Origin of the sequence: Streptomyces lacrimifluminis, assembly GCF_014646095.1 — a bacterium.
Taxonomy (GTDB): Bacteria; Actinomycetota; Actinomycetes; order Streptomycetales; family Streptomycetaceae; genus Streptomyces; species Streptomyces lacrimifluminis.
The window spans coordinates 158,322-184,967 of the sequence record NZ_BMMU01000011.1; the positions used below are offsets into that span (position 1 = coordinate 158,322).

Annotated in this window: 29 protein-coding genes and 1 pseudogene; 11 read left to right on the forward strand and 19 right to left on the reverse strand. The window is 70.9% G+C overall.

Features of this window, described 5'->3' with window-relative positions; all coding sequences use genetic code 11:
* Positions 1–324, forward strand: a complete 324-nt coding sequence (locus IEY89_RS18615; RefSeq protein WP_229695302.1) for a DUF6332 family protein — start codon at positions 1–3, stop codon at positions 322–324.
* Here IEY89_RS18615 and IEY89_RS18620 read toward each other — a convergent pair.
* Both IEY89_RS18620 and IEY89_RS18625 read right to left on the reverse strand, forming a co-directional pair.
* Positions 285–723 (reverse strand): annotated as a pseudogene (locus IEY89_RS18620) (LuxR C-terminal-related transcriptional regulator); the annotation flags it as partial. The gene IEY89_RS18615 and the pseudogene IEY89_RS18620 overlap by 40 nt on opposite strands.
* Before the next feature lie 23 nt (positions 724–746).
* Complete coding sequence (locus IEY89_RS18625; RefSeq protein WP_189148547.1) at positions 747–1,448, reverse strand: TetR/AcrR family transcriptional regulator; 702 nt, start codon at positions 1,446–1,448, stop codon at positions 747–749.
* A 178-nt stretch (positions 1,449–1,626) separates the two neighbouring features.
* Between IEY89_RS18625 and IEY89_RS18630 the strand changes: the two genes are divergently transcribed.
* Positions 1,627–2,082: a nitroreductase family deazaflavin-dependent oxidoreductase gene (locus IEY89_RS18630; RefSeq protein WP_189148548.1), complete on the forward strand. Its 456-nt coding sequence runs from the start codon at positions 1,627–1,629 to the stop codon at positions 2,080–2,082.
* A 26-nt stretch (positions 2,083–2,108) separates the two neighbouring features.
* Here IEY89_RS18630 and IEY89_RS18635 read toward each other — a convergent pair whose 3' ends face one another.
* Entirely contained in the window at positions 2,109–3,317 is a 1,209-nt protein-coding gene (locus tag IEY89_RS18635; protein WP_189148549.1) for a geranylgeranyl reductase family protein, read from the reverse strand.
* Between the two features lie 135 nt (positions 3,318–3,452).
* Here IEY89_RS18635 and IEY89_RS18640 point away from each other — a divergent pair, with 135 nt between their 5' ends.
* A complete protein-coding gene (locus IEY89_RS18640) occupies positions 3,453–4,808 on the forward strand; it encodes a dipeptidase (protein WP_189148550.1) in 1,356 nt (451 codons plus the stop codon).
* Positions 4,809–4,824: 16 nt separating this feature from the next.
* Here IEY89_RS18640 and IEY89_RS18645 read toward each other — a convergent pair whose 3' ends face one another.
* Entirely contained in the window at positions 4,825–5,883 is a 1,059-nt protein-coding gene (locus IEY89_RS18645; RefSeq protein WP_189148551.1) for an NUDIX hydrolase, read from the reverse strand.
* Positions 5,884–6,024: 141 nt separating this feature from the next.
* Complete coding sequence (locus tag IEY89_RS18650; protein ID WP_189148552.1) at positions 6,025–6,228, reverse strand: hypothetical protein; 204 nt, start codon at positions 6,226–6,228, stop codon at positions 6,025–6,027.
* A gap of 118 nt (positions 6,229–6,346) precedes the next feature.
* Here IEY89_RS18650 and IEY89_RS18655 point away from each other — a divergent pair, with 118 nt between their 5' ends.
* Positions 6,347–6,778 (forward strand): ester cyclase, encoded by a 432-nt coding sequence (locus tag IEY89_RS18655; protein ID WP_189148553.1) that lies wholly within the window; start codon positions 6,347–6,349, stop codon positions 6,776–6,778.
* Positions 6,779–6,905: 127 nt separating this feature from the next.
* On the opposite strand, the gene IEY89_RS18660 is transcribed toward IEY89_RS18655, so the two are convergent.
* Positions 6,906–7,862 carry an ROK family protein gene (locus IEY89_RS18660; protein ID WP_189148554.1) on the reverse strand — a complete coding sequence of 319 codons (957 nt, stop codon included), beginning with the start codon at positions 7,860–7,862 and terminating at the stop codon, positions 6,906–6,908.
* A gap of 250 nt (positions 7,863–8,112) precedes the next feature.
* Between IEY89_RS18660 and IEY89_RS18665 the strand changes: the two genes are divergently transcribed.
* On the forward strand, positions 8,113–9,150 hold the full coding sequence (locus IEY89_RS18665) for a LacI family DNA-binding transcriptional regulator (RefSeq protein ID WP_189148642.1): 1,038 nt from the start codon (positions 8,113–8,115) through the stop codon (positions 9,148–9,150).
* An 8-nt stretch (positions 9,151–9,158) separates the two neighbouring features.
* On the forward strand, positions 9,159–9,968 hold the full coding sequence (locus IEY89_RS18670) for a hypothetical protein (RefSeq protein WP_189148555.1): 810 nt from the start codon (positions 9,159–9,161) through the stop codon (positions 9,966–9,968).
* Here IEY89_RS18670 and IEY89_RS18675 read toward each other — a convergent pair.
* Positions 9,914–11,923 (reverse strand): serine/threonine-protein kinase, encoded by a 2,010-nt coding sequence (locus tag IEY89_RS18675; protein WP_189148556.1) that lies wholly within the window; start codon positions 11,921–11,923, stop codon positions 9,914–9,916. The two genes, IEY89_RS18670 and IEY89_RS18675, sit on opposite strands and share 55 nt — an antisense overlap.
* 93 nt (positions 11,924–12,016) lie before the next feature.
* Entirely contained in the window at positions 12,017–13,324 is a 1,308-nt protein-coding gene (locus IEY89_RS18680; protein WP_189148557.1) for a DUF6986 family protein, read from the reverse strand.
* A 191-nt stretch (positions 13,325–13,515) separates the two neighbouring features.
* Here IEY89_RS18680 and IEY89_RS18685 point away from each other — a divergent pair, with 191 nt between their 5' ends.
* Positions 13,516–14,421 (forward strand): endonuclease/exonuclease/phosphatase family protein, encoded by a 906-nt coding sequence (locus tag IEY89_RS18685; RefSeq protein WP_189148558.1) that lies wholly within the window; start codon positions 13,516–13,518, stop codon positions 14,419–14,421.
* Between the two features lie 85 nt (positions 14,422–14,506).
* Here the strand turns inward: IEY89_RS18685 and IEY89_RS18690 are convergent, their stop codons facing one another.
* The 4 genes from IEY89_RS18690 to IEY89_RS18705 all read right to left on the reverse strand — a co-directional run bounded on the left by IEY89_RS18690 (position 14,507) and on the right by IEY89_RS18705 (position 17,746).
* Positions 14,507–15,469 (reverse strand): electron transfer flavoprotein subunit alpha/FixB family protein, encoded by a 963-nt coding sequence (locus IEY89_RS18690; protein ID WP_189148559.1) that lies wholly within the window; start codon positions 15,467–15,469, stop codon positions 14,507–14,509.
* Between the two features lie 77 nt (positions 15,470–15,546).
* Entirely contained in the window at positions 15,547–16,332 is a 786-nt protein-coding gene (locus IEY89_RS18695) for an electron transfer flavoprotein subunit beta/FixA family protein (protein WP_189148560.1), read from the reverse strand.
* A 246-nt stretch (positions 16,333–16,578) separates the two neighbouring features.
* The gene (locus IEY89_RS18700; protein WP_189148561.1) at positions 16,579–17,097 is read right to left on the reverse strand and encodes a flavin reductase family protein; all 519 of its coding nucleotides are present in this window, start codon (positions 17,095–17,097) and stop codon (positions 16,579–16,581) included.
* Positions 17,098–17,332: 235 nt separating this feature from the next.
* Positions 17,333–17,746, reverse strand: a complete 414-nt coding sequence (locus IEY89_RS18705; RefSeq protein ID WP_189148562.1) for a thioredoxin family protein — start codon at positions 17,744–17,746, stop codon at positions 17,333–17,335.
* Between the two features lie 75 nt (positions 17,747–17,821).
* Between IEY89_RS18705 and IEY89_RS18710 the strand changes: the two genes are divergently transcribed.
* Together IEY89_RS18710 and IEY89_RS18715 are read left to right on the forward strand one after the other, a co-directional pair.
* Positions 17,822–18,238, forward strand: a complete 417-nt coding sequence (locus tag IEY89_RS18710) for a DUF4395 domain-containing protein (protein ID WP_189148563.1) — start codon at positions 17,822–17,824, stop codon at positions 18,236–18,238.
* A 191-nt stretch (positions 18,239–18,429) separates the two neighbouring features.
* Positions 18,430–19,182: a lysophospholipid acyltransferase family protein gene (locus IEY89_RS18715; RefSeq protein ID WP_189148564.1), complete on the forward strand. Its 753-nt coding sequence runs from the start codon at positions 18,430–18,432 to the stop codon at positions 19,180–19,182.
* 86 nt (positions 19,183–19,268) lie between these two features.
* Here IEY89_RS18715 and IEY89_RS18720 read toward each other — a convergent pair whose 3' ends face one another.
* The 5 genes from IEY89_RS18720 to IEY89_RS18740 form a co-directional block, all read right to left on the reverse strand.
* Positions 19,269–19,952, reverse strand: coding sequence for a B3/B4 domain-containing protein (locus IEY89_RS18720; RefSeq protein WP_189148565.1), 684 nt, complete (start codon positions 19,950–19,952; stop codon positions 19,269–19,271).
* 9 nt (positions 19,953–19,961) lie between these two features.
* Entirely contained in the window at positions 19,962–20,555 is a 594-nt protein-coding gene (locus IEY89_RS18725; RefSeq protein ID WP_189148566.1) for a transglutaminase domain-containing protein, read from the reverse strand.
* An 80-nt stretch (positions 20,556–20,635) separates the two neighbouring features.
* The gene (locus tag IEY89_RS18730) at positions 20,636–21,706 is read right to left on the reverse strand and encodes a threonine aldolase family protein (protein ID WP_189148567.1); all 1,071 of its coding nucleotides are present in this window, start codon (positions 21,704–21,706) and stop codon (positions 20,636–20,638) included.
* On the reverse strand, positions 21,703–22,458 hold the full coding sequence (locus IEY89_RS18735; RefSeq protein WP_189148568.1) for an SDR family NAD(P)-dependent oxidoreductase: 756 nt from the start codon (positions 22,456–22,458) through the stop codon (positions 21,703–21,705). The genes IEY89_RS18730 and IEY89_RS18735 overlap by 4 nt, the downstream gene beginning before the upstream one ends.
* Before the next feature lie 41 nt (positions 22,459–22,499).
* Entirely contained in the window at positions 22,500–23,906 is a 1,407-nt protein-coding gene (locus IEY89_RS18740) for a DUF6421 family protein (RefSeq protein ID WP_189148569.1), read from the reverse strand.
* Positions 23,907–24,196: 290 nt separating this feature from the next.
* On the opposite strand from IEY89_RS18740, the gene IEY89_RS18745 reads away from it, so the two are divergent.
* Positions 24,197–24,880 (forward strand): glycerophosphodiester phosphodiesterase, encoded by a 684-nt coding sequence (locus IEY89_RS18745; RefSeq protein ID WP_189148643.1) that lies wholly within the window; start codon positions 24,197–24,199, stop codon positions 24,878–24,880.
* Positions 24,881–24,895: 15 nt separating this feature from the next.
* On the opposite strand, the gene IEY89_RS18750 is transcribed toward IEY89_RS18745, so the two are convergent.
* Positions 24,896–25,435: a GNAT family N-acetyltransferase gene (locus IEY89_RS18750; protein ID WP_189148570.1), complete on the reverse strand. Its 540-nt coding sequence runs from the start codon at positions 25,433–25,435 to the stop codon at positions 24,896–24,898.
* A gap of 94 nt (positions 25,436–25,529) precedes the next feature.
* On the opposite strand from IEY89_RS18750, the gene IEY89_RS18755 reads away from it, so the two are divergent.
* Complete coding sequence (locus IEY89_RS18755; protein ID WP_189148571.1) at positions 25,530–25,922, forward strand: VOC family protein; 393 nt, start codon at positions 25,530–25,532, stop codon at positions 25,920–25,922.
* Positions 25,923–25,933: 11 nt separating this feature from the next.
* On the opposite strand, the gene IEY89_RS18760 is transcribed toward IEY89_RS18755, so the two are convergent.
* Positions 25,934–26,530, reverse strand: a complete 597-nt coding sequence (locus tag IEY89_RS18760; protein WP_189148572.1) for a MarR family winged helix-turn-helix transcriptional regulator — start codon at positions 26,528–26,530, stop codon at positions 25,934–25,936.
* Between the last annotated feature and the right edge of the window lie 116 nt (positions 26,531–26,646).

A 26,646-nucleotide genomic window follows, 5' to 3' on the forward strand; every position in this document is an offset into this window, starting at 1 on the left:
ATGGACAACTACGGGGGACACATGGGGCAGGGCCGCGCGCGAGACTCCCAGGCGCGGCGGGACGCGGTCACCGTGGAGATCGGATACGCCCTGTGCAGCGCCGCGTTCCTGGCGGCCCTCGTCTTCGCGGTGGTGGCCGGTCCCGCATGGGTCTTCGGGCTGTCGGGTACCGCGCAGACCACGCTCATCGCCTCGGGGGCGACGCTGGGCGCCGTCCTGTTCGCCGTGCGCGTGGTCAGCGTGCTGATCCGCTTCGCCCGCGAGAACGACGGCACCGGTAGGGCTCAGCCGATCCAGCCCGGCCGCACCAACCCCGACTCGTAGTCCGGCACGACCAGTTGGGCCCGGTCGCGGGTGCCCGGCTTCACATCGTGCGGCTCACATGAGTCTTCGCGGTGAGTGGGCCGACGACCAGGCGCCGGGCGATCTCCTAGTCGGACAGGCCGATTCCGACGAGGGCCGTCACTCCCGTTCCCGCTCGGTGAGCCGGGCGAGGGCACCGGCGGCGGCCGGTTCCTTCGAACGGGCGGCGAACTCGCCAATCAGATGCCGGGTGGCTCCGGGCGAGAGCAACGCGTCACCCACGACCACCGCCCGTACGGCGCGCAGGAGTTCGTCCGGTTCGCTGTCCTTCACCAGAAAGCCGGAGGCACCGCACCGGATCGCCGGATCGCCGGATCGCCGGATCGCCTCAAAGACGTACTCGCCGAGTTCGAAGGTGGTCCGAGAGCTCGCCGGCCGCGCCCCTACTCCTTCTCGGGGAACACCAGCCCCACCTCGTGGGCGATCCGGCTGACGGAATACCGGAAGAACGTCTCCCGGTCCTCCACCACCCGGTTGAACTGGCCGAACAGCTCGAACCCGATCAGGCCGTACACCTGGGCCCAGGCCGCGACGAGCGCCATCGTCACCTCCGGCGGGAGGTCGGGGGCGAGGTCGGCGGTCAACCGCTCGGCCTCGGGGCGCAGTTCGACGGGGATCGGGGTACGCGCCACGCCGACGCTCCGGTGGGCGTCCCGCACGATGCGGGTGAGCAGCAGGCCGACCCGGGAGGCGGCCCGCACGGTCGTGTCGGGCGCGGTGTAGCCAGGGACGGGCGAGCCGTAGATCAGCGCGTACTCGTGGGGATGGCCCAGTGCCCAGCCTCGCACCGCGTCGCACACCGCGACCCAGCGCCGCAGCGGGCCGGTGTCCGAAGCGGCTGCGTGGGCGGCTTCGGCGGCCTCGCCGAGGGAGTCGTAGGCGTCGATGATGAGAGCGGTCAGCAGGTCGTCGCGGCTGGGGAAGTAGCGGTACAGCGCGGAGGAGACCATGCCCAGTTCTCGGGCGACGGCCCTCAGCGAGAGCTTGGCGGCGCCTTCCGCCGCGAGCTGTCTGCGCGCCTCGTCCTTGATCGCCGAGGTGACTTCGATCCGGGCGCGGGCGCGGGCTCCTTGTGCGGTGCTCATGGATGCGAGTGTTCCATGCTTTTAGATCAGTGCACACAAACGAGAGCAACGAACTAAAAAGAGAGCAGCGCTCTTGCTCTAGACCACCGATCTCCGGCAGACTGCTCTCAAGCGAGAGCAGTGCTCTCGTAAGTGGCGGCGCTTCCGCGCTCTGCTGCCAGAACTCCAGGAGGACACCATGCCGTCGTCGTCAGCCCACTATGTGAAGCCCAAGGCGTTCGACAAGGTGCTGAACGGGATCATCGGCCGGCTCGCACGCCACGGCGTGAGCCTCATGGGTACCGCCGAGCTCTCCGTGCTCGGCCGCAAGAGCGGCGAATGGCGCCAGGTGCCCGTCAACCCGCTGCCCTACGAGGGCGGCCCGTACCTCGTCTCGGCTCGCGGCCACTCCGAATGGGTGCGGAACATGCGCGCCGCCGGCGGCGGCCGGCTCAAGGTCGGCCGCCGGGTACAGGAGTTCACCGCGGTCGAGCTGCCCGACGCGGAGAAGCCGGTCGTACTGCGCACCTACCTCAAGAAGTGGGGCTGGGAAGTAGGGCGCTTCTTCGGCGACGTCGACGCGAACTCGACCGACGAGGAACTGCTCGCCGCCGCTCCCAAGCACCCCGTCTTCCGGATCACCGTCACACCGTGACCACCGCTCGGGACCTGTACTAGGCCTCAGGGCCTGTCGAGCACGGTCAGCGCGCGCCCGGCCATGGGGTGGGTGCGCACCAGCTCACCCAGTGAGGTGGAGCCACGGGTGATGTCCCGGAAGGCGTTCCACGCCGGGCGGAAACCGGTCAGGGCGGCGTGGAAGAGGCCGGGCCGCCGCTCGAACGCCTTCAGCATGCTCCGGCCGACGGCCATCTCGACGCCGAGACCCGCCTTGATCGCGAACGCGTAGTTGAGGGCCTGTCGACGCGTGTCCACGGCGTCGTGCGCCTCCGCGATCCGTACCGCCCACTCCCCCGCGAGCCTCCCCGAGCGCAGGGCGAACGAGATGCCCTCGCGGGTCCACGGCTCCAGCAGGCCCGCCGCGTCACCACAGACCAGCACCCGGCCGCGGGACAGCGGCGAGTCGTCGGCACGGCAACGCGTCAGGTGGCCGGAGGAGATGCTCGGTTCGAAGCCGGCCAGCCCCAGCCTGGCGATGAAGTCCTCCAGGTACCGCTTGGTCGCCGCGCCCTCACCGCGCGCGGAGATCACTCCCACCGTCAGCGTGTCCCCCTTGGGGAACACCCAGCCGTAACTGCCGGGCATGGGGCCCCAGTCGATGAGCACCCGCCCCTGCCAGTCCTCGGCGACGGTCTCCGGGACCGGGATCTCCGCCTCCAGGCCGAGATCCACCTGGTCGAGTTTCACCCCGACATGCGCTCCTATGCGGCTGGCGCTGCCGTCCGCGCCCACGACAGCGCGGCCGAGCACGGTCTCACCGCCCTGCAGGACGACGGCGACCGTCCGCCGGTCCGGCACCGCCGAGCCGTGCTGCTCGACCCGCGACACCGTGACCCCCGTACGCAGCTCGGCGCCCGCCTTCTGGGCGTGCTCGACGAGCTGCTGGTCGAACTCCGGCCGGTTGATCAGGCCGAACAGCATCTGCCTGGAGCGGCGGGTGCGCGTGAAGCGGCCGTTGTTGGAGAACGTGACCGCGTGCACCCGGTCCCGGAAGGGCAGTTCGAAGCCGGGCGGCAAGGAGTCCCGCGAGGGGCCGATGATCCCGCCGCCGCACGTCTTGTAGCGCGGCAGTTCCGCCTTCTCCAGCAACAGCACACTGCGGCCCGCGACCGCCGCCGCATACGCGGCCGAGGCCCCCGCGGGTCCCGCCCCCACCACAACGACGTCCCACACCTGCGCCACGTCGTCCGCCGAAGAGTTCTCGCTGCTCACGATGGTGTAGTGCTCCCGATCCGTCCGCCTGCCGCACCTGTTCTCCCGCATCCTACGGCGGGCGTCGCCACAGTCCGCTGTGGGAGGATCTCAGGACTTCTTTCGTACAACGTCGCACCCACAAGGAGCGTGCCCATGTCCTCGAATCCGGTCGCCGAGACCGTCGCCTCCCTCATGCCGAGGGCACGGGCGGAGCTCACCGAACTGGTGGCGTTCAAGTCGGTGGCGGACTTCGAGCAGTTCCCGAAGAGCGAGAGCGAGGCCGCCGCGAACTGGGTCGCCGACGCGCTGCTCGCCGACGGCTTCCAGGACGTGGCCCTGCTCGACACCCCGGACGGCACACAGTCGGTGTACGGCTTCCTGCCCGGCCCCGAGGGCGCGAAGACCGTCCTCCTCTACGCCCACTACGACGTGCAGCCGCCGCTCGACGAGGCCGGCTGGGCGACCCCGCCGTTCGAGCTGACCGAGCGCGACGGCCGCTGGTACGGGCGCGGCGCCGCCGACTGCAAGGGCGGCCTCATCATGCACCTGCTCGCGCTGCGGGCCCTCAGGGCGAACGGCGGCGTCCCGGTCAACGTCAAGGTGATCGCCGAGGGTTCGGAGGAGATGGGCACGGGCGGGCTGGAGCGGTACGCCGAGCAACACCCGGAACTGCTCGCCGCCGACGCGATCGTCGTCGGCGACTCCGGCAACTTCCGGGTCGGTCTGCCGACGGTCACCTCCACCTTGCGCGGCATGGCCCTCGTACGCGTCCGGATCGACACCCTGGAGGGCAACCTCCACTCGGGCCAGTTCGGCGGGGCCGCGCCCGACGCGCTGGGCGCGCTGATCCGCGTCCTCGACTCGCTGCGGGCCGAGGACGGTTCGACGACGGTCGACGGGCTCACGGACGAGGCGTCGTGGGACGGGCTCCAGTACGACGAGGGGCAGTTCCGCACGGACGCCAAGGTGCTCGACGGTGTGGAGCTGATCGGCTCCGGACCGGTCGCCGACCGGATCTGGGCGCGCCCGGCGGTCACGGTCCTGGGCATCGACTGCCCGCCGGTGGTCGGCGCCACCCCGTCCGTGCAGGCGGGCGCCCGCGCGCTGGTCAGCCTGCGGGTGCCGCCGGGCGTGGACGCGGCGGCGGCGACCAAGCTCCTGGAGGCCCATCTGACGGCGCACACGCCGTGGGGCGCGCGGGTCAGCACGGAACAGATCGGCCAGGGCCAGCCGTTCCGCGCCGACACCGCGAGCCCCGCGTACGCGGCGATGGCCGAGGCCATGGCGGTCGCGTACCCCGGCCAGGAGATGCAGTACGCGGGCCAGGGCGGCTCGATCCCCCTCTGCAACACGCTCGCGTCGCTCTATCCGGAGGCCGAGATCCTGCTGATCGGACTGAGTGAGCCGGAGGCCCAGATCCACGCGGTGAACGAGAGCGTGTCCCCGGAGGAACTGGAGCGCCTGTCGGTGGCAGAGGCCCTGTTCCTCCGGAACTACGCGGCGTCCTGATCCCGCCGGGAGCGGGTTACTCCGCCTCGGCCTGTCCCACCGCCACCCCTGCCTCCAGATAGAGCGCGGCGCCCTGCTCGCGCGCCCGCAGCGCCCCGCGCAGACGCTCGTAGCGGACGGGAGGGAGCAGCTCGGCGGCCTCCTCCTCGGTGACGAAGCGCCAGCCGCGCAGTTCGGGGCCGGGCAGCAGCAGCCGCCCGGCCTCGGCGCTGTCGAGCCGCCCGCCGTCGAAGAGGAGGCGGAGCCCGCCGTAGCCGGGCGGCGCGGGCGGCTCCCAGTCGATGACGAGGAGCCGGGGTACGCCGGTGAGGTGGATGCCCGTCTCCTCGGCGACCTCGCGGATGCCCGCACGCGCGGGTGCCTCGCCCCGCTCGACGACCCCGCCGGGGAACTCCCAGCCGGCCTTGTAGGTCGGGTCGACGAGCAGGACCCGGTCCTGTTCGTCGAAGAGCAGGACCCCGGAGGCCACCGTCTCGCCGGTGGGTTCCGGGGTCTGCACGATGTCGCACACGGGCGCGGTCCCCGCGCTGACGGCTCCGGCGATCCGTACGGCCGTCTCGTACGGGGTGAGGGTGCTGGTGTCGACCGGGTGGGCGTCGGCGGTGAGCCAGGAGGCGAGCGCCGTCCGGTACGGCTCGATCTGGTCGTACGACCACTGCCGTATCCGTATCTCCCCGTCCGGGAGGTCCGGGGGGACCTCCCGGGTGGCTATTCGCTCGCGCAGGATCGTTTCCGCCGGGGCGAGGAGCATATGCCGGACCGCGATCCTGCGGGCGGCGAGACCGCCGAAGATCTCGTCGCGGTACTCCTGGCGGAGCAGCGTCATGGGCACCACCAGGGTCCCTCCGAACTCGGCGAGCATGGCGGCCGCGGTGTCCACGACGAGCCGCCGCCAGATCGGCAGGTCCTGGAAGTCGCCGACCTCGGCGAGGCGCTTCGGCGGCAGCAGGTGCATGAGTGCGCCACCGATGACCTCGGGGTCGAAGAGCGTGCTGTTCGGGATCAGTTCGATCAGCTCCCGTGCGGTGGTGGTCTTCCCCGCACCGAACGCGCCGTTGACCCAGACGACGATCACGTTTCCCCCTCTTCTGTTGGACCCCTGAGGCTTGCCCGTTCCACCCTGCCACGGAAACCAGATCGCGTTGAGGCCGCAGACACAGTGGCGGGGGGGCCCCGTCACACGGGTCACCGGCGCCACCTGGACACCTTCCGGCCGTCAGCCGGTGGTGCTGTCGCCTCCCAGCGCGTTCTCGTCCACGGCCAGGCTGTCGCTGGCGACGGTGTGGTCGAGGGTGCTGAGCGTGTCGTCCACGCTCAGATCACCGAGGGCGTCGGCTCCGAGCCCGTGGGAGGGGGTGATCGCCGCGACGACGAACCCGGTGGCGAGGGAGGCGATGGCGAGCATGCTGCGCTTCTTCATGCCCGGTTCAACTGCCGAACCGGGCCGGGGGTCACGGCATTCGCGCATCGCGTCACATTTACGGCGGCCACGTCGTCCTTCTGCCGAGGCACAGCCCACGGACCGGAGGAGAGACCGCATGTCGACAGCCGGGGCAACCGGCGACACGGAGTCGCTCCACCGACTCCACTCCGCCATGAACAGCGGCGACCTGCACATCATCTCGAAGGCCGTCGACGACTTCGTCGCACCCGACGTGCTCTTCCACGCGCCTGTGCCGATGCCCGCGACGGGAGCGGGGGCTCTGAAGCGGGTGTGGGATGTGCTGTTGGACGCGTTCCCGACATCCGCGTCGCCGTCGAGAGGACGGTCGCGGAGGGCGACAAGGTCACCTCCCGGAGCACGGTGCCGGGAGCCACCGGGACGAGTGCCAGGGCCTGCCGCCCGCCGGGAGGCCGTCACCTACAGCGAGATCTCCATCTGCCGGTTCGCCGACGGGCGGATCGCCGAGATCCGGGGTGTCGTCGACGTCCTCGCGCAACTGCGCCGGGTCGGCACCCTGCCGGCCTGACGTCGCTCGGCATGACAGGACCTTGTGCAGCGGCCGGGTTCCGACACCGCGGCTGCCGCCAGAAGGTCCTGTCGTTCGGAGTCACTTCACCGGTTCCCGCCCGCATCGGGCGATCGGCTCGTGGCTCTCAGACGCTCGCCTCGGCCGCGTCGTCCGCCCTGCGCGTCAGGGCCGCCGCTGCCGCGCCGACCAGGCCCGCGTCCGTGCCCATCTGCGCCGGCACGATCTCCAGCCGCTGGACGAACGACAGCGTCGCGTATGTCTTCAGGGCCGCGCGCAGGGGCGTGAACAGGACGTCGCCGGCCTTGCCCACGCCGCCGCCGATCACGGCGACGTCGATCTCCACGAGGGTCGCGGTGGCGGCGATGCCCGCCGCCAGCGCCTGGGCCGCCCGCGCGAAGGAGGCGACGGCGACCGGGTCGCCGGTCCGTGCCGCCTCGGCCACGGCGGCGGCCGAGGTGTCGCCGTCGGGGCCCGGCTGCCAGCCGTTTGCCAGCGCGCGGCGCGCGATGTTGGGGCCGCTGGCGATGCGCTCCACGCAGCCGCGGGAGCCGCAGGCACAGGGGTCACCGTCGAGTTCGACGCTGATGTGCCCGATGTGGCCGGCGTTGCCCGTGGGTCCGGGGTGCAGCCGTCCGTCGAGGACCAGGCCGCCGCCGACACCGGTCGAGACGACCATGCACAGCGCGTTGTCGTGGCCGCGGGCGGCGCCCTGCCAGTGCTCGGCCGCCGTGATCGCCACTCCGTCACCGATCAGTTCGACGGGCAGGCCACCGGTGACGGCGCGGACGCGTTCGACGAGCGGAAAGCCGCGCCAGCCGGGTACGTTCACCGGGCTCACCGTGCCCGCGGAGGCGTCCACCGGCCCCGCGCTGCCGATTCCAACGGCCGTCGCGCGGATCCACAGCGGCGATCCGGTCAGCTCCGCGAGGACCTCCTCGACGGCCCGCATCACGCTCTCGCCGGCCTCCAGCGCGGGCGTCGGGCGCTGTGCGCGCAGCAGGATCCGGCCGTGGCCGTCCACCAGCGCTCCGGCGATCTTGGTGCCGCCGATGTCGAGCGCGGCCACGAGGTCGGTGTGCATCAGTCTCGGATCTCCCTGTCAACCATGGCAAAAGCGGGCAGGCCGGTCTGATGGTGGGGGCGCAGGCCGGAGATAGCGGTGGACAGTGTCCCCTGCATCTGACAACGTTGTCCAGGCTCTATGCTCGACGCCACATCCTCATACACAACCTGGGACGACGCATCCCCCGTACGCCACACGGTCCGAAGCATCGACACGCCTCGCCGTGGACCGCCGTCGTCCCGTGGCCGACAGGACAGGACAGCGCATCGTGGCCGACACCGCCCGCCGCCCGGAGAACCGCTACGGCAACCGTCCGACCATGAAGGACGTGGCCGCGCGCGCCGGGGTAGGTCTGAAGACGGTCTCGCGTGTCGTCAACGCCGAACCGGGGGTCACCCCGGAGACCGAGCGCCGCGTACAGGAGGCGATCGACGCGCTGGGGTTCCGCCGCAACGACAGCGCGCGGGTGCTGCGCAAGGGCAGTACGGCGAGCATCGGCCTCGTCCTGGAGGACCTCGCCGACCCGTTCTACGGCCCCCTGAGCCGGGCGGTCGAAGAGATCGCCCGCGCGCACGGCGCCCTGCTGATCAACGGGTCGAGCGCCGAGGACCCGGACCGCGAGCAGGAGTTGGTGCTGGCGCTGTGCGCACGGCGGGTGGACGGACTGGTGATCATTCCGGCCGGCAACGACCACCGGTACCTGGAGCCGGAGCTGAAGGCGGGCGTCGCCACGGTGTTCGTGGACCGGCCGGCCGGAAGAATCGACGCCGACGTCGTCCTGTCGGACAGTTTCGGCGGCGCCCACGACGGTGTGGCCCATCTGATCGCACACGGCCACCGCCGGATCGGCTTCATCGGCGACATGCCCCGCATCCACACCTCCGCCGAGCGGCTTCGCGGCTATCGCGCCGCGATGGAGGACGCGGGCATACCGGTCGAGGACGCGTGGATGTCGCTCGGCGTCACCGACCCGGAGCGGGTGCGCCGCGCGGCCGAGGACATGCTCACCGCGCCGTCCCCCGTCACGGCGATCTTCGCGGGCAACAACCGGGTGACGGTGACGGTCGTCCGGGTCCTCAACGAGCAGCGCCGTCCCGTCGCCCTCGTGGGCTTCGACGACTTCGAACTCGCCGACCTGCTCCGGCCGGGCGTCACCGTCGTCGCCCAGGACGCGGCCCAACTCGGCCGCACGGCCGCCGAACGCCTCTTCCGCCAGCTGGACGGCACCCTGCTCACCCCGGAGCGCATCGAACTCCCGACCCGTCTGATCACCCGGGGGTCAGGAGAACTGCCCCCGGCCGACTGAGCGCGGGGATGCCCACACTCGATTCCCTCGGCCTCGCCGAGGCCCCGCGCGAGCACCCGCTCACCTGTCCGGGCGTATGGCCGAGCGAGTCCGGGATCCTGGACGGCGACCGGTTCCCCCCGCTCCCCACCGGTGCGCCACCCGGCTTTCCCCGCATCTTCCCCGACCGCGTGCCCGTCCTCGCCGTGGGCTCCCACGCCTGCCCCGGTCAACTGCGGCACAAGATGGCGGAGTTCGACATTCGCGAGCCGCTCCCGATGACCCGGGCCCTGGTCATCGGGATCGAGGCCGGTGTCCCGGCCCACGTGAGCCGGCTGGGTTACGTGTCCGCGTCGCCCTTCCAGGCCCCCGGGAACGTAAGGGAGTTGTTCGTCACCTGGCTCGACGCGGACCAACTCGCCGTCGTCGACGCCAGCGAAGGCGTGCCGGTGCCGACAGGGCCGTACGACCGTGCGTGGCTGCCCTCCCCCGAGGTGGGCGTCGAGTTGGAGTCCGGCGAACGGCTCTCCGGTGTGTACGCCTATGTCAACCGGCGCGGAGTCCCGCACGACGGGTCGGGAACTCCGCGCCGGCATCCGGGAGAACGCCGACTGCTCACCGAACTCCTCGGCGGATCACCGGGGTTGCGAGACCTGTTCGGCAGCACGCCCGAGGAGTTCTGCGCCCGGGCCCGCTTCGACCGGGACCGGTGCGATCGGGGCACCCGTCTGTTCGCGGAGGAGGGGCTGGTCATCGCGTCCGGTCTGGAGCCGTATGTGCGGGCTCAGCAGACCGGGAGTCCGGGCACCGGGGCGTCGTTGTCGCCGCCCTTGAGGTAGACGGCGCTGACATGGACACCGGCGTTGCCGCTGTCGTCGTCGGTCTTCGCCCACCAGACGTTCGTCCACTCGCCGTAGGTCTCGCGCCGTCCCAGGTTCTGCTGGCAGTAGAAGTAGTTGGTACCCGAGTAGAGGACACCGACCTCGGTGCCGGAGGCGTTGTACGACTTGGCGGTGCGCCAGACCGAGCAGTTGTACTTACCGTCGCCTATGGACTCGCACGCGGAGTCGGGGGCCGGGGTCGTGCCACCGCTCGTGGTGCTCCCGCCGGTGGTGCCGGTCCCTCCGGTCGTCCCGGCTCCTCCGGTCGTGTCCGAACCTCCGGTCGTGCCGGTTCCGCTGTCGCCCGAGGTACCGCCAGAGGTGCCGAGGTCCGTCGTGCCGCTGCCCGACGTCCGCGACGGGGCCGGGGTCGCCTTGCCCTCCGGTTCGGCGCCGCTCGTCGTGGCGGGTGCTGTCGGGGACGGGGACCTGTCGGTGTCCTTTCCGGTGGGTGTGGGATCGGAGAGGTCCAGGTCGGCCCGGCCGCTGCCCGTGGAGGGCGCGGCAGGGTTGTCCTCCGCCACCGGCCGGGTGCTCGTCCCCTTGTCGTCCCCGCCGAGCAGCGCCACGGTGACTCCGGCGGCGGCCAGGACCACGGTGACGGCCGTGGCGGCGAGCACCGCGCGTCCCCTGCGGCGGGGTCGGGCGGAAGCGGGAGCGGAGACCGTGGTCGGGGCCGCGAGGTGACCGAAGGCCGGTGCGCCTGGGGTGGCGGCCAGGGGCTCGGCGGGGCCGAAACCGGGCGATCCGGATGTCATCGGCTCGGGCGGCCCGAAGCCGGGCGGTGTCTGCTGAGCGGCTTCGCGGGCGGGCGACGCCTGTTCGGTGGGACCGAACCCCCGGGGCACCGGCGGCGCACCGGACACCGCCGCCTCCTCCTCCGCCTCTTCGTTGGCACCTACCTCGGACGCCGCCTCAGGCATTCCGGCCGCAGCCGCCCCGTACGGGCGCAGGCCCGTGGTGGGCGTGTCCGGCGCGTTCCTCGCGTCCGGCGCACCGCTCGTAGCCGACGCATCACTCGTGGCCGATGCGACCGCTTGCAGCAGGCCCCGCGCCGTCTCCGCGTCGGGGCGTTCCTCCGGCCCCTTGGCCATCAGCTGCCGCAGGACCGGGCCCAGGGCGCCGGCCTGCCGGGGCTCCGGGAGGGGTTCGGCCACGATCGCGGTGAGCGTGGACCAGGTCGACGTACGGCGGAAGGGCGAGGCGCCCTCGACCGCCGCGTACAGCGTGGCGCCCAGGGCCCAGATGTCCGAGGCGGGGCCGGGGTCGTTGCCCTGAGCCCGTTCGGGTGCCAAGTAGTCCAGGGAGCCCACGAGTTCGCCGCTGCGGGTGAGGTGGGTGGCCGAGCCGTCTCCCGGATCCTCCATCGTGGCGATGCCGAAGTCCGTCAGGACGACCCGGCCCGAGGTCTCCAGCAGGATGTTGCCGGGCTTCACGTCCCGGTGCAGGACGCCGACGCGGTGGGCGGCGGCCAGCGCGTCCATCACCTGGGCGCCGATTCCGGCGGCCTCGTGCGGCTCCAGGGTGCCGCGCTCGCTCAGGACGTCGTCCAGCGAGCGGCCGTTCACCAGCTCCATGACGATCAGGGGGCGGCCGTCGACCTCCGTGACATCGTGCACGGCGACCACGCCGGGGTGGCGTATGCGGGCCGCCGCGCGGGCCTCGCGCTGCATCCGCAGCCGCAGGGCGGCCAGTTCGGGCGCGGCGATGTCCGTGAACGTGCGCAGTTCCTTGACCGCGACCTCGCGGCCGAGCACCTCGTCGACCGCACGCCAGACGATGCCCATGCCGCCGCGCCCGAGCCGGCTCACGACCCGGTAGCGGCCTGCCAGCAGACGACCGGTCCCGGCCGTCCCGTCCACCGCCCGCTCCTCCGGCTGTCCGGCCGCCTGCCCGTGTTCCCCCGAAGACACCACTGCCCCGTTCGTGTGACCCGTTCGTATGTCCGTACAGATTACGGGGCGGGTGTGACACCGGGAGACCGTGCCCGCTGTTGTGACGGGGCGCTACCTGGGCGACGCCGTGAGATCGGCTCTGCGCGGCCTCGCGAAGCCGTCCAGGTCGGTCCGGGTCAGGCCGTCCGTCGCCCGGGCCACCTCCGCGACGTCGAGGGCGCCGCAGTCCAGGCCGCGCAGCAGATACCCGCTGAGGGCCTTGGCGGTGGCGGGCTCGTCCATGACGTCGCCGCCGGTGCGGTTGGCGTAGCGGGAGAGGCGGGCGGCGGCCTGTTCGTAGCCCTCGCGGTAGAAGGCGAAGACGGCCGCGTACCGGGTCGGGATGTGCCGGGGGTGCATGTCCCAGCCCTGGTAGTAGGCGCGGGCCAGGGCGCGGCGGGTGAGTCCGTAGTGCAGGCGCCAGGCCGAGTGGACCTGCTCGGTCGGGCCGACCGGCAGGACGTTGGTGGAGCCGTCCGAGACGCGCACGCCGGTGCCCGCCGCCGCGACCTGCATGATCGCCTTGGCGTGGTCGGCGGCCGGGTGGTCGCTGGCCTGGTGGGCGGCGGAGACGCCGAGGCAGGCGCTGTAGTCGAAGGTGCCGTAGTGCAGCCCGGTGGCGCGGCCCTCGGCGGCCTGGATCATCCGGGCGACGGTGGCGGTGCCGTCGGTGGCGAGGATGGACTGGCTGGTCTCGATCTGGATCTCGAAGCCGATCCGGCCGGGCGTGAGACCGCGCGCCTTCTCGAACTCCTCCAGGAGCCGGACCATCGCGGTGACCTGCTCGGCGTACGTCACTTTGGGGAGAGTGAGGACCAGCCCCTCCGGCAGTCCGCCGGCCTCCATCAGGCCCGTCAGGAAGATGTCGAGCGTGCGGATGCCCCGGTCGCGCACCGGCGCCTCCATGCACTTCATCCGGATGCCCATGTACGGGGCGGCCGTGCCCTTCTCGTACGCCTCGGCGATCAGACGGGCCGCGCGGGCCGCCGTCTCGTCCTCCTCGGCGTCCGGGCGCGGGCCGTAGCCGTCCTCGAAGTCGACGCGCAGGTCTTCGACCGGCTCGCGCTCCAGTTTGGCGCGGACACGGTCATGGACGGGTTCGGCGAGGGCGTCGGGGAGGCGGAGGACGGCGGCGAGTGAGGCTGCGTCCGGGGCGTGTTCGTCGAGGGCGGCGAGGGCCTGGTCGCCCCAGGAGCGGATGGTGTCCGCGGCGAACGCGTCCCCGGGGACGTACACGGTGTGGACGGGCTGGCGGGTGCCGGGATCGCCGGGGTAGCGGCGCTCCAGCTCCGCGTCGACCGGGGCGAGGGAGGCACTGATCCCCTCGCTGACGGTACCCGCGAGGCTCGTCACGACCTTCTCCTGCTGGCCCTGCCCCATCCCGAACCCTCCATTTTCCGCACTACGGAATCTACAATCCGTATGACGAAGCTAGCCCTCGATCTTCACCCCGGTCAACACCGTCTCGAAGCGGGATTCCCGATCCTCTCCCCCGGTCACTGCTGATCCCGGCCTCTTCTTCCGTATTCAGTGGGCAAGGTTCATTCTGACTGCGAAGGGGAGGAGATCGCGTGCCGAGAGAGGTCGGAGTGACGCGTCGCCAGGGACTCAAGTCCATGGCGACCGCCACCATCGCCGTGCCGCTGCTGACCACGGCGGGCTCATCGAAACCGGCGGTCGCCGGCGAGCACGCGGGCGCCCTGAACGTCATGACGTTCAACGTGCGCTTCGCGACCGTCGTCGACAAGACACCGCGCTGGTCCGTGCGCCGCCCGGTGATGCGGGAGCTGCTGCGGCGCGAGCGCCCCCACATCGTCGGCACCCAGGAGGGGCTCTACCAGCAGGTGCGCGCGATCGAAAAGGATCTCGGCGGGCACTACGACTGGATCGGCACCGGCCGTGGCGGTGGCAGCAAGGACGAGTTCATGGCGATCTTCTACGACACCCGAAGACTCGAACCGATCGAGTTCGATCACTTCTGGCTGTCCGACACCCCGTACACGATCGCTTCCAACACCTGGAAAGCGGACTGGCTGCGCATGGTCACCTGGGTGAAATTCGCCGATCTCGCCGACGGGGGGCGGGAGTTCTACGTCCTCAACACCCATCTGGACAGCGTGAGCCAGTACGCCCGGGAGCGCTCCGCGAAGCTCATCGGCGAGACGATCGCCGGCTGGGACCCGTCTGCGCCGGTCGTCGTCACCGGCGACTTCAACGCGACCGCGCACGACAACCGGGTGTACGACCTGATGCTGGGGAACGGGCTCGTGGACACCTGGGACACGGCGGCCTCCCGCAGTCCGGTGTACGGGACGCACCACGCCTACCGGCCGCCCAGACCCGGCGGTCGGCGCATCGACTGGATCCTGACCTCACCAGGGGTGACCACTCACTGGGCGGCGATCAACACCTTCTCCGTCGACGGCATGTACCCGAGCGACCATCTGCCCGTGCAGGCGTCGCTGAGCCTCGCCTGAGGCGCGCGCCGACAGGCCGAGGCCCCGGTGACCGTGTCGGTCGCCGGGGCCTCGTACATCCGCCGCCCTCGTCGCGCGGGCGGGATCAGCCCTTGCGGCTGTTGATCTCCTCGGTGAGCTGCGGGACGACGTCGAAGAGGTCGCCGACGACGCCGTAGTCGACGAGGTCGAAGATCGGAGCCTCCGCGTCCTTGTTGACCGCGACGATGGTCTTCGAGGTCTGCATGCCGGCGCGGTGCTGGATGGCGCCGGAGATGCCGTTGGCGATGTAGAGCTGCGGCGAGACGGACTTGCCGGTCTGGCCGACCTGGTTGGTGTGCGGGTACCAGCCCGCGTCCACCGCGGCGCGCGAGGCGCCGACAGCCGCGCCGAGGGAGTCGGCGAGGGACTCGATGAGTCCGAAGTTCTCCGAGCCGTTGACGCCACGGCCGCCGGAGACGACGATCGCGGCCTCGGTCAGCTCGGGGCGGCCGGTCGACTCGCGCGGGGTGCGCGCGGTGACCTTGGTGCCCGTGGCCTGGGCGGAGAAGGTGACGTCGAGCGCCTCGACGGAACCGGCGGCCGGGGCGGCCTCCACCGGGGCGGAGTTGGGCTTGACCGTGATGACCGGGGTGCCCTTGGCGACACGGGTCTTGGTGGTGAACGACGCGGCGAACGCGGACTGCGTGGCCACCGGGCCCTCGTCGCCGGCCTCCAGGTCGACGGCGTCGGTGATGACGCCGGAGCCGATGCGCAGCGCCAGGCGGGCGGCGATCTCCTTGCCCTCGGCGGAGGAGGGGACCAGCACGGCGGCCGGGGAGACCGCGTCGTACGCGGCCTGGAGGGCGTCGACCTTCGGGACGACCAGGTAGTCGGCGTACTCGGCGGCCTCGTGGGTGAGGACCTTGACGGCGCCGTGCTCGGCCAGCGCGCCGGCGGTGGCGGCGGCGCCGGCACCCAGGGCGACGGCGACGGGCTCGCCGATGCGGCGGGCCAGGGTCAGCAGCTCCAGGGTGGGCTTGCGGACGGCACCGTCCACGTGATCGACGTAGACGAGAACTTCAGCCATGGGACTTCTACTCTCCTGCTTGCGGAAGATGAGGGGCAGTCAGCGAGTCGGGGCTCGACGCGAGCCTCGAACAGGGCCTAGATGAACTTCTGGCCCGCGAGGAACTCGGCGAGCTGCTTGCCGCCCTCGCCCTCGTCCTTGACGATCGTGCCGGCCGTGCGCGCCGGACGCTGGGTCGCGGAGTCGACCACGGTGTACGCGCCTTCCAGACCGACCTCCCCGGCCTCCAGGTCGAGGTCGGACAGGTCCCAGGACTCCACCGGCTTCTTCTTGGCGGCCATGATGCCCTTGAAGGACGGGTAACGCGCCTCACCGGACTGGTCGGTGACCGACACGACGGCCGGGAGGGAGGCCTCCAGCTGCTCGGAGGCGGAGTCGCCGTCGCGGCGGCCCTTGACGACACCGTCCTCGACGGAGACCTCGGAGAGCAGGGTCACCTGCGGGACGCCCAGACGCTCGGCGAGCAGCGCCGGTACGACACCCATGGTGCCGTCGGTGGAGGCCATGCCGGAGATGACCAGGTCGTAGCCGGCCTTCTCGATCGCCTTGGCCAGCACCAGGGAGGTGCCGATGGCGTCGGTGCCGTGCAGGTCGTCGTCCTCGACGTGGATCGCCTTGTCGGCGCCCATCGACAGGGCCTTGCGCAGCGCGTCCTTGGCGTCCTCGGGGCCGACGGTCAGGACCGTGATCTCCGCGTCGTCGGCCTCGTCGGCGATCTGCAGCGCCTGCTCGACCGCGTACTCGTCGAGCTCCGAGAGCAGACCGTCCACGTCGTCACGGTCGACGGTCAGGTCATCGGCGAAGTGCCGGTCGCCAGTGGCGTCGGGCACGTACTTCACAGTGACAACGATCCTCAAGCTCACGCCGGCTCTCCTACTGCATCGTCTGTTCCGGGCTGCCTTCCTGCAGGCAGCATAGGCGCCTCAAAGCGGCAGATCCCGATGGGGGCGACCCACGCTCCGAACGAAATATTACTCGCCAGTACACCCACTGCGCGCCCGCTGAGCAAGCGCTTTGACGTGTGACCTTCGCAACGCAGCGTAACCGGAACCCGGCAGCCCCGCAGGATGGTCAAAATCATATTTTCCTGAGCGGTCGATCACGGTCGGTCAGTCTCGGAGCCCGTTGAAGCGGCCCTGGTGATAGAGAAGCGGCCGTCCCGAACCCGCGGGATCACCCAGCACGACCTCGGCCAGCACGATCCGGTGATCCCCGGCCGGTACCCGCGCGACGGTCCGGCACACCAGCCAGGCCAGGACACCGTCGAGGACGGGCACCCCCTCGGGACCCTCGTGCCAGGCGGTGGGCGCGCTGAACCGGTCCGCGCCGCTGCGGGCGAAGGTGGCGGCCAGCTCGTGCTGGTGCTCGCCGAGTATGTGCACGCCGACATGGTCGGCCCCGGATATCGCGGGCCAGCTGGAGGCTCCGGTGCTGACGCCGAAGGAGACGAGCGGTGGTTCGGCGGAGACGGAGGCGAGGGAGGTCGCGGTGAAGCCGACGGGGCCGGCGCTCCCCCGGGCGGTGATCACCGCGACCCCTGCCGCGTGCTGCCGGAAGACGGAGCGCAGGAGGTCAGCAGAGGCGGGAACGATGGACTGAGGGGTACCGAGGGCGGGCGTGGCCGTCATGGAGTTGTCCTTCTGCGGCGGGAGTCGACGAGCGGGTCGGCGGCTGCTCAACGGCCCGGACAGCGCGCGCTCGCGGTGCGCACGAGATTCACATGGACACGCGCGTGGAGAAGGAGTTCCGGAGGCATAGGGTCAGGTTGACGATAGATGGCGGACGCAGTCAAGTGGCCCCCGGCATCTGGGAGATGCGTCACCGAACGCGCCATCAGCGGCGACATCGGGTACCCGGAAGGCCTCAAACTGCCTCCCCAAGCGCCGCGATGACCTCTTCCTTGCGCGGCTGCCCGGTCGCCCGTCGCACGATCCGCCCGTCGGCGTCGAGCACCAGCACGGTGGGCGTCTTGAGGATGTCGAGCCTGCGTACGAGGTCCAGGTGCGCCTCTGCGTCGATCTCGACGTGCGCGACGCCGGGGACGAGGCCGGCTACCTCACCGAGGACACGACGGGTGGCTCGGCAGGGCGCGCAGAAGGCACTGGAGAACTGGACGAGCGTCGCCCGCTCGCCGAGGCTCTCGCCCAACTCCGCGGCGCCCAGCCGTTTTCCGTCGTCGCGCACGCGCACGCGTACTCTCCCGCTCCGCCGCCGATGCAGCACTCCGAAGGCGCTCGCCGCCGCGAGCACTGCCACGCACATCACGATTCCGGTCATCCCCGATTCCAGCGTTCATCAGACTGCAAAGATTCCCGCCCGCTCGAAACGTTTCCGCTGCGGAATGATCACTTCATGGACATCGATGTGAGAGGGCCCCGCTTCGGGGCGGCCGTGACGGCCGTCGTCCTGGCGGTCGTACTGGTCACCGGGAGCGCGTGGCTGCTGGCATGGCAGACGCTGGCGTTCGCCCTGGGCGCGGCGGGCGGGGTCGGGCGCTCCCCCTACGGCTGGCTGTTCCGCAGGGCCGTCCGCCCGCGGCTCGGCCCGCCGACGGAGTTCGAGGCACCCGAGCCACCGCGGTTCGCGCAGGCGGTCGGGCTCGTCTTCGCGGGTGTGGGGCTCGCCGGGTACGGGCTGGGTGTGGAGTGGCTGGGGCTCGCCGCGACCGGGGCGGCGCTGGCGGCGGCGTTTTTGAACGCCGCGTTCGGGTACTGCCTGGGATGCGAGATGTACCTCGTCGTACGGCGGGTGACGGTACGCGCAGAGTAAAGGCGGCTTAAAAGGCCGAGGTGGATCAAGGGGGTGACGTGACGAGAATCTCGCCCTGCACAGGCACGAGGGCTGGTCACTCGTCCGTTCTTGGGGCACGATCTGCGCAACGCTGTAAAACCTACGGCTGCGTAACTTCCCGCCGGGAACCGCCTTCCCAGGCAGAGCAGAGAGAAGGGGCATCCCCGTCCATGGCTGAGCTTGTCTACCGTCCCGCCATCGGTCTCGCCCAGACACTGTTCAAGACGTGGGACCTGAAGATCGACTGCCAGGGGTCGGAGAACATCCCGCGCTCGGGTGGGGCGGTGCTGGTGAGCAACCACATCGGCTACCTGGACTTCATCTTCGACGGTCTCGCGGCTCTCCCGCAGAAGCGTCTGGTGCGCTTCATGGCGAAGGAGTCGGTGTTCCGGCACAAGGTGTCCGGCCCGCTGATGCGCAACATGAAGCACATCCCGGTGGACCGCAAGAACGGCGAGGCGGCATACGCGCACGCCCTGTCCGCGCTGCGCTCCGGTGAGATCGTCGGCGTCTTCCCCGAGGCCACGATCTCGCAGTCGTTCACGCTCAAGAGCTTCAAGTCCGGCGCCGCGCGGATGGCCCAGGAGGCGGGCGTCCCGCTGATCCCGATGGCCGTGTGGGGCACGCAGCGTCTGTGGACCAAGGGACACCCGCGCAACTTCAAGCGCAGCCACATCCCGATCACGATCCGGGTCGGCGAGGCCATCGAGGCGTCCCGCGACAAGTACGCGGGCGCGCTCACGCGGCAGGTGCGTGAGCGCGTGAACGAGCTTCTGGAGGCGGCTCAGCGGGCGTACCCGGTTCGCCCCAAGGGGCCGGACGACACCTGGTGGATGCCGGCGCACCTCGGTGGGACGGCTCCTACGCCGGAAGAGGTTCGGGAGACCGAGGCGCAGCCCCCCGGGGGAAGTGCGGGCAGGTAGTTCGTTTGCTGCGGGCCGGTGGGGGCTTGTCGCGCCCACGCGGCGGAGCCGCAGATCGAATACAGCCCCGCGCCCCTATGGGGCGCTCACCTGATCGTGATCTCCGCGCCCGGGCTGAACTTCTCCAGCAGTTCGGCGAGTTCGGCGCCGGCCGTCTCCGACTCCGCGGCCGTCATCGGGGCCAGGCACTCCAGGAGGAAGATCGCGGACGTGGTCTGCTCGGTGAGCCGGGTACGCGGGCCCTGGCGCCAGTTCCAGCGGCGGCAGGTCACACCCGCGTCGTCGCACCACACGACCTCACCGGCGTCGGGGTGCTCGACGGTCTCCTCACCCCCGGCGACGGTCACGAAGTCCTCGGTGCCGGTGGCGCGTACGAGCCGCATCCCGCCCTGGATGCGGTCGAGGTCCTCACCGCCGACCGGGACCAGATGCGCCACGCTGATCGCGTTGTAGAGGTCGACCAGGACGTTGATCCGGGGCAGACCGGCCTCCGTCAGGGCCCGCTTGGCGAGCGCCTCGGCCGAGTTGCGGGTGCGCGACGGCTTGGAGCCGAACGCTGTGTACGTGTCCCGCCAGGCGACCATGTGCGGGTCCTCGTGCGGGGCGCGGCCGTCCAGGCGTACGGCGAGCCGGCGGGCCGCGTCGTCCAGGAGTGCCGAACTGGCGTCGGTGCTGGGCCCGTTGACGAGTCCGTGCGCCTCGATCGCGAGATGGGTGAAGCCGGGCGCGAGCGTGCGCACCTCGTCGGACACGGTCAGGGTGAGAGTCATCGCCTTGCCTCAGAGTGCGGTGGGGAGCGTCTTCCAGAGATACGGCCTGTCGGGCGCGGCCTTCAATGCGCCCAGCACGACCGGATGAGGTTCAGCGTACAGTACTGGATAGTCCACCTCATTGGACTTTGCGTTCGGGATCCACGCCAGCCGCTCACCACCGAGGGAGAACCGCGCGTCCACGCCCGCCTTGTTGCCCCGCGGGTCCTGGCGATGCCAGGCGCCGTGGAAACGCACGGCGACCAGTCCATGCACGACATGACCGCCCCCGTCGTCGTGCGCCAGCCGCTGGTAGCACAGCGCCGTGGGAATGTCCTCGGCGCGCAGCAGCGCGGCCAGCGCGTGGGCCTTGGCATGACAGATGCCGGTGCGCTGCTCCAGAACGGCGGAGGCCCGCCAGGTGACCCGCACGTCACCGCTGTCGGCGGAGTGCGGGATGGTGTCGCGCACGAACTCGTACGCCGCCCGCGCATAGGCATACGAGTCCGTCGCACCCTTGGCTAGCTGCGCGGCGGCCTCCCGCACCACCGGATGATGGTGATCTATGACCTCGTCAGCGGCCAGATATGCGGACAGGTCAGGGGTTTCCTGGATCAGCTCCACGACCCCAGAGCATAGAAAAGCGATCACCCGACAGTCAATGACTTTTCAGGTGACCGCATATCTATGCATCAGAGAGGGTGCTAGCGCGCCATCTCCTCCTTCAGTGCCGCCACGAAGGTGTCCACGTCGTCCTCTGTGGTGTCGAAGGCGCACATCCAGCGGACGTCGCCCGCCGCCTCGTCCCAGAAGTAGAAGCGGAAGCGCTTCTGCAGGCGTTCGCTCACGTCGTGCGGAAGGCGCGCGAAGACCGCGTTCGCCTGGACCGGGTGGAGGATCTCGACCCCGTGCACGGCCCGCACGCCCTCCGCCAGCCGCTGCGCCATCGCGTTGGAGTGGCGGGCGTTGCGCAGCCACAGGTCCTTGGCGAGCAACGCCTCCAACTGCACGGAGACGAAGCGCATCTTGGAGGCGAGCTGCATGGACAGCTTGCGCAGGTGCTTCATGTGGCTGACGGCGTCCTGGTCGATGACGACGACCGCCTCGCCGAACAGCGCGCCGTTCTTCGTCCCGCCGAGGGAGAGGATGTCGACGCCGACCGCGTTGGTGAACGTCCGCATCGGGACGTCGAGCGAGGCCGCCGCGTTGGCTATGCGGGAGCCGTCCAGGTGGACCTTCATGCCGTGGGCGTGGGCGTGGTCGCAGATCGCGCGGATCTCGTCGGGGGTGTAGAGGGTGCCCAGTTCCGTGCTCTGGGTGATCGAGACGACCTGCGGCATCGCGCGGTGCTCGTCGTCCCAGCCGTACGCCTGCCGGTCGATGAGGTCGGGGGTCAGCTTGCCGTCCGGGGTGGGCACCGTGAGGAGCTTGAGGCCGCCCATGCGTTCGGGGGCACCGCCCTCGTCGACGTTGATGTGCGCGCTCTCGGCGCAGATCACGGCGCCCCAGCGGTCGGTGACCGCCTGGAGTGCGACGACGTTGGCCCCGGTGCCGTTGAAGACGGGGAAGGCCTCCGCCGTGGCCCCGAAGTGGCTGCGGACGATCCGCTGGAGGTTCTCCGTGTAGTCGTCCTCGCCGTACGCGACCTGGTGCCCGCCGTTGGCCAGGGCCAGGGCGGCCAGCACCTCGGGGTGGGCTCCCGCGTAGTTGTCGCTGGCGAAGCCTCGGGCCTCCGGGTCGTGATGACGGCGTGCGTCGGTCTTCGGAGGGTTCACGGCTTCTCGGTCAGCCACAGACGTTTCCCGTTCACTTCGGCGGCGGGCCGCTCCCAGACGCCGACGACGGCGTCGGCCAGCTCCTTGACGTCGGTGAAGCCCGCGAACTTCGCATTGGGTCGCTCGGCGCGCATCGCGTCGTGCACCAACGCCTTCACTACCAGGATCGCAGCCGCCGATGACGGCCCCTCGGCGCCCTCCGACGCTCCGGCCTTGCGGAAGTAGTCGGCCAAGGCGAGCGTCCACGCCTCGGCGGCGGCCTTGGCGGCGGCGTACGCGGCGTTGCCCGCGGTGGGGTTGCTCGCGCCGGCGGCGCTGGTCAGGACGTACCGGCCGCGGTCGCTGCGCTGGAGCGCCTCGTGGAAGGCGAGGGAGGTGTGCTGCACCGTGCGGATGAGCAGCAGTTCCAGCAGGTCCCAGTCGTCGAGGACCGTCTTGGTGAAGGTCTCGCTGCCGCGCCAGCCGCCCACGAGGTGAACCAGGCCGTCGACGCGCCCGAAGTCCTTCTCGATGCGGGTGGCCCAGTCCCGGGTCGACTGCAGATCGAGCAGGTCGACGGTGTCGCCGACGACGGTGGCACCGCCGTACGCGTAGCTCGCCGCGTCCACGGCCTCGGCCAGCCGCTCCGGGTCGTTGTCCGAGCCGACGACGGTCGCGCCCGCCTCGGCGAGCCGCAGCAGCGTCGCCCGGCCCGCCGGTCCGCCGGCGCCCGCGACCGCGATCACCGCACCGCTGAGAGCACCGTTCCCCATGTTCATCGCCTCCTGAGCAGTGTTTTCGGTGGCACGGTCGCTCACGCGGCGATCCGCTCGGCGCTCTCCGCGCTCTCTCTGGTGATGCCCCGGGTCGAGGCGATCACGTTCTTCAGCTTCTTGGAGAGGGCCTCATAGAACATGCTCAGCGGAAACTCGTCCGGAAGCACGTCGTCCACGAGCCTGCGCGGCGGCTGGCTCAGGTCGAGGGCGTCGGGACCCTTGGCCCAGCGGGATCCCGGGTGCGGGGCGAGATAGGCGGAGACCAGCTCGTACGCCTTGAACCAGTGGACGAGCTTGGGCCGGTCGATGCCCTCGCGGTACAGGGTCTCGATCTCGGCGCAGAGCTGGTTGGTGACCTGCGGGGCGCGCTGCCAGTCGATGTGCAGCTTGTTGTCGGTCCAGCGGATCACGTCGTGCTGGTGCAGGTACGCGAAGAGGAGCTGGCCGCCGAGGCCGTCGTAGTTGCGGACGCGCTCACCGGTGACCGGGAAACGGAACATCCGGTCGAACAGCACAGCGAACTGCACGTCACGGGCCTGCGGGACGCCTTCCGACTCCAGCTTCACGGCCTCCTTGAAGGCGGTGAGGTCGCAGCGCAGCTCCTCCAGGCCGTACATCCAGAACGGCTGGCGCTGCTTGATCATGAAGGGGTCGAAGGGCAGGTCGCCGTGGCTGTGGGTGCGGTCGTGGACCATGTCCCACAGCACGAACGCCTCCTCGCAGCGCTTCTGGTCGTGGACCATCGCGGCGACGTCCGCGGGCAGTTCGAGGCCGAGGATGTCGACGGCGGCGTCGGTGACACGGCGGAAGCGGGCGGCCTCGCGGTCGCAGAAGATACCGCCCCAGGTGAACCGTTCCGGCGCCTCGCGCACGGCGATCGTCTCCGGGAAGAGGACGGCCGAGTTGGTGTCGTACCCGGCCGTGAAGTCCTCGAAGGTGATGCCGCAGAACAGCGGGTTGTCGTAACGGGTGCGCTCCAGCTCGGCCAGCCAGTCGGGCCAGACCATGCGCAGCACGACCGCTTCGAGGTTGCGGTCGGGGTTGCCGTTCTGCGTGTACATCGGGAAGACGACCAGGTGCTGGAGGCCGTCCGTACGGCTCGCGGCGGGCTGGAAGGCCAGCAGCGAGTCGAGGAAGTCCGGCACCCGGAAACCGCTGTCGGACCAGCGGCGCAGATCCTTGGCGAGGGCCTGGTGGTAGGCGGTGTCGTGCGGGAGCAGCGGGGAGAGTTCCGCGACGGCGTCCACGACCCGGCGTACGGCGAGCTCGACGTCCGCGGGGTCCGGGGCGTCCTCCCGGTCGAAGTCGATCGACCCGTCCTTGGCCTGCCATGGCCGGATCTGTTCCACGGCATCCTTGAGCACGGGCCATGCCGGGTGCTCCACCACCCTGCCGAGCGCGGTAAACCGCTCGTCCGGAACCGCCTGCACAAGAATTTCCGTCATATCCCATCCTCCCCGGGAGAACCTCGCGTATGGACACCGTATGGGTACGAGGTTCCCGAACACAAGGCGAGACGGGAGAGATTATCCTGCGCACACCCATGGTCACCGCGTTTTTTCCTGCCGGAAACCGTGAGGACGGTGACTTCCTACCCGACAGCGGGCGGCTCACACCCGTCCCCCCTGTCGACCACTTCCGGCCATCCGTTGCGGCGCGTCCGTGCGGGTTCAATGCCGGGCCGGGCGGTTAGGCTGCGGCAGCCGAGCCGCCAGTCGACGGAAGCGAGTTGACCTTGAACTTCCTGACCATCGGGCACCGCGGAATCATGGGCGTGGAACCGGAGAACACCCTGCGTTCGTTCGTCGCCGCCGAACAGGCGGGCCTCGACATGATCGAACTCGATCTGCGTCTCAGCAGCGACGGCGCCCTCGTCGTCATGCACGACGCCGACCTGGACCGCACGACGGACGGCACCGGACCCCTCGCCGGGAGGACCCTCGCCGAACTGCGCGCCCTGGACGCGGGCCGCGACGAGCGTGTCCCGCTCTTCCAGGAGGTCCTGGACGCCGTCGGCGTACCGCTCCAGGCCGAGATCAAGGACACGGCGGCGGCGCGGGCGCTGGCCGAAGTGATGGAGCGCCGGGAGCTGACCTCACGGGTCGAGGTGTCCTCGTTCCACGAGGAGGCGATCGCCGAGATCACCCTCCTGGTGCCCGGCGTTCGCACGGCGCTCATCGCCGGCCGCTACGGCACCGACGTCGTGGACCGCGCCACCCGCGCCGGTGCCTCGACCGTGTGCCTCGACATCCGCCGTCTCACCCTGGAGATCGTCGAGCTGGCGAGGAAGTCGGACCTGCGGATCATCGGCTGGGTGGTGAACACCCAGGACCAGCTGCGCCTCGCCCGCGCCCTGCAACTGGACGGCGTGACCACCGACTACCCGCAGATCAAACGCACGGGCCGCTTCACCGCGTAGCGAACACGTCCGAGATCACACCAGTTCCTTGACCAGCAGCTCGAACTGCAGGTCGTCACGCTGCGGCACGCCGAACCGTTCGTCGCCGTACGGGAAGGGGCTCATCTCTCCCGTACGGCGGTAGCCGCGCCGCTCGTACCAGGCGATCAGGTCGTTCCGTACGGAGATCACGGTCATGTGCATCGCCCGAGCGCCCCAGGTCTCGCGCGCCGCGCGCTCCGCCTCGGCGATGATCACCTTGCCGAGGCCCGCGCCCTGGAGGGCCGGGCTGACCGCGAACATGCCGAAGTAGGCGTGATCGCCGCGGTGTTCGAGCTGGCAGCAGGCGATCACCCGGCCGTCCTGTTCGACGGTCAGCAGTCGGCTGTCGGGCGACTTGATGACGTCGAGTACGCCCTGCGCGTCGCTCCGCTGCCCTTCGAGGATGTCCGCCTCGGTGGTCCAGCCGGCCCGGCTGGCGTCTCCCCGGTACGCCGACTCGATCAGCGCGACGAGGGTGTCGACGTCGGCCTCGGTGGCGTCACGGAAGGTGGGTCCGGTGGCGGCGGTGTCCATGGCGGCGGTTCTCCGGGGGCTCGGGTTGCTCCTGCGGCGCGGGCACCGACGATCGTAACGCCCGTCGCCGGCGAGCCCGCTAGGCTCCGCTCGCATGGTGCATGTACTGAGCAGCCGGGTTCTCCTTCACCCCCTCGACCCGGAGCGTTCCCGGGTCTTCTACGGCGAGCATCTGGGGCTCGCCGTCCACCGCGAGTTCGGTACGGGGCCGGAGCGGGGCACGGTCTACTTCCTCGGCGGCGGATTCCTGGAGCTCTCGGGGCGGGCCGAGGAGCCCCCGTCGCCCTCCGTACGGCTGTGGTTGCAGGTGGCGGACGTGACGGCCGCGCACGACGAGCTGGCGTCGCGGGGCGTCGAGATCCTCCGGCCGCCGGTGAAGGAGCCGTGGGGGCTCGTCGAGATGTGGATCGCGGACCCGGACGGCACGCGGATCGTGCTGGTGGAGGTACCGGCGGACCATCCGTTGCGGTACCGGCCCGGTATCTGACGCCTCCGCCGTCAGAATCGCAGCGCGCCCAACCGCCCCTCCAGCCGGCCGAGCAACTCGCCCAGCTGTCCCGCGAGTTCCCGCTGACTTTCGCTGTCGATGCCGGACAACACGGCGCTCTCGTAGGCGAGTTGCTCGGGCAGCACGCCGTCGACGAGGTCGCGTCCGGCGTCGGTGAGGCGCACGTGGGCCACCCGCCGGTCCCGGGTGTCGCCGCGCCGCTCCACGAGGCTCCGTTCGGTCAGCTGCTTGAGCCGCTTGGTGACGGCGGCCCCGGAGGAGAAGGTCTCGCGGGCCAGCTCGCCCGGGGTCAGCTCGCGGCCGGTGCGCCGGAGCGCGCCGAGCAGATCGAACTCGGGGCGGGTGAGTCCCACCCGGCGCAGCGGGGCGTCCTCGGCCTGCTGGAGGAGGGCGGCGCAGCGGTTGATCCGGCCGATGATCTCCATGGGCCCGGTGTCGAGGCCGGGATGAACGGCCTGCCACTGCCGCACCACTCCGGCCACGGTGTCGTCCGCCTCGCGGCGGGGGACTCGCGACCCGGTGGCCTGGCCTGGGTCCTCGGCCGCCGCTGCTCCCCCGCGCGCCGTGCCCCCGTTCACTGCCGTCATGGCCGTACGTCCTCCGTCGCGCTGTCGTCCGTGGCGTCTACCGGCGTCCGCCCCTGGTCCTGTCGTCGCAGTCCCGTCGTCCGCCCGGGAGGGTCGGCATGGCGTCGCGAGGCGGG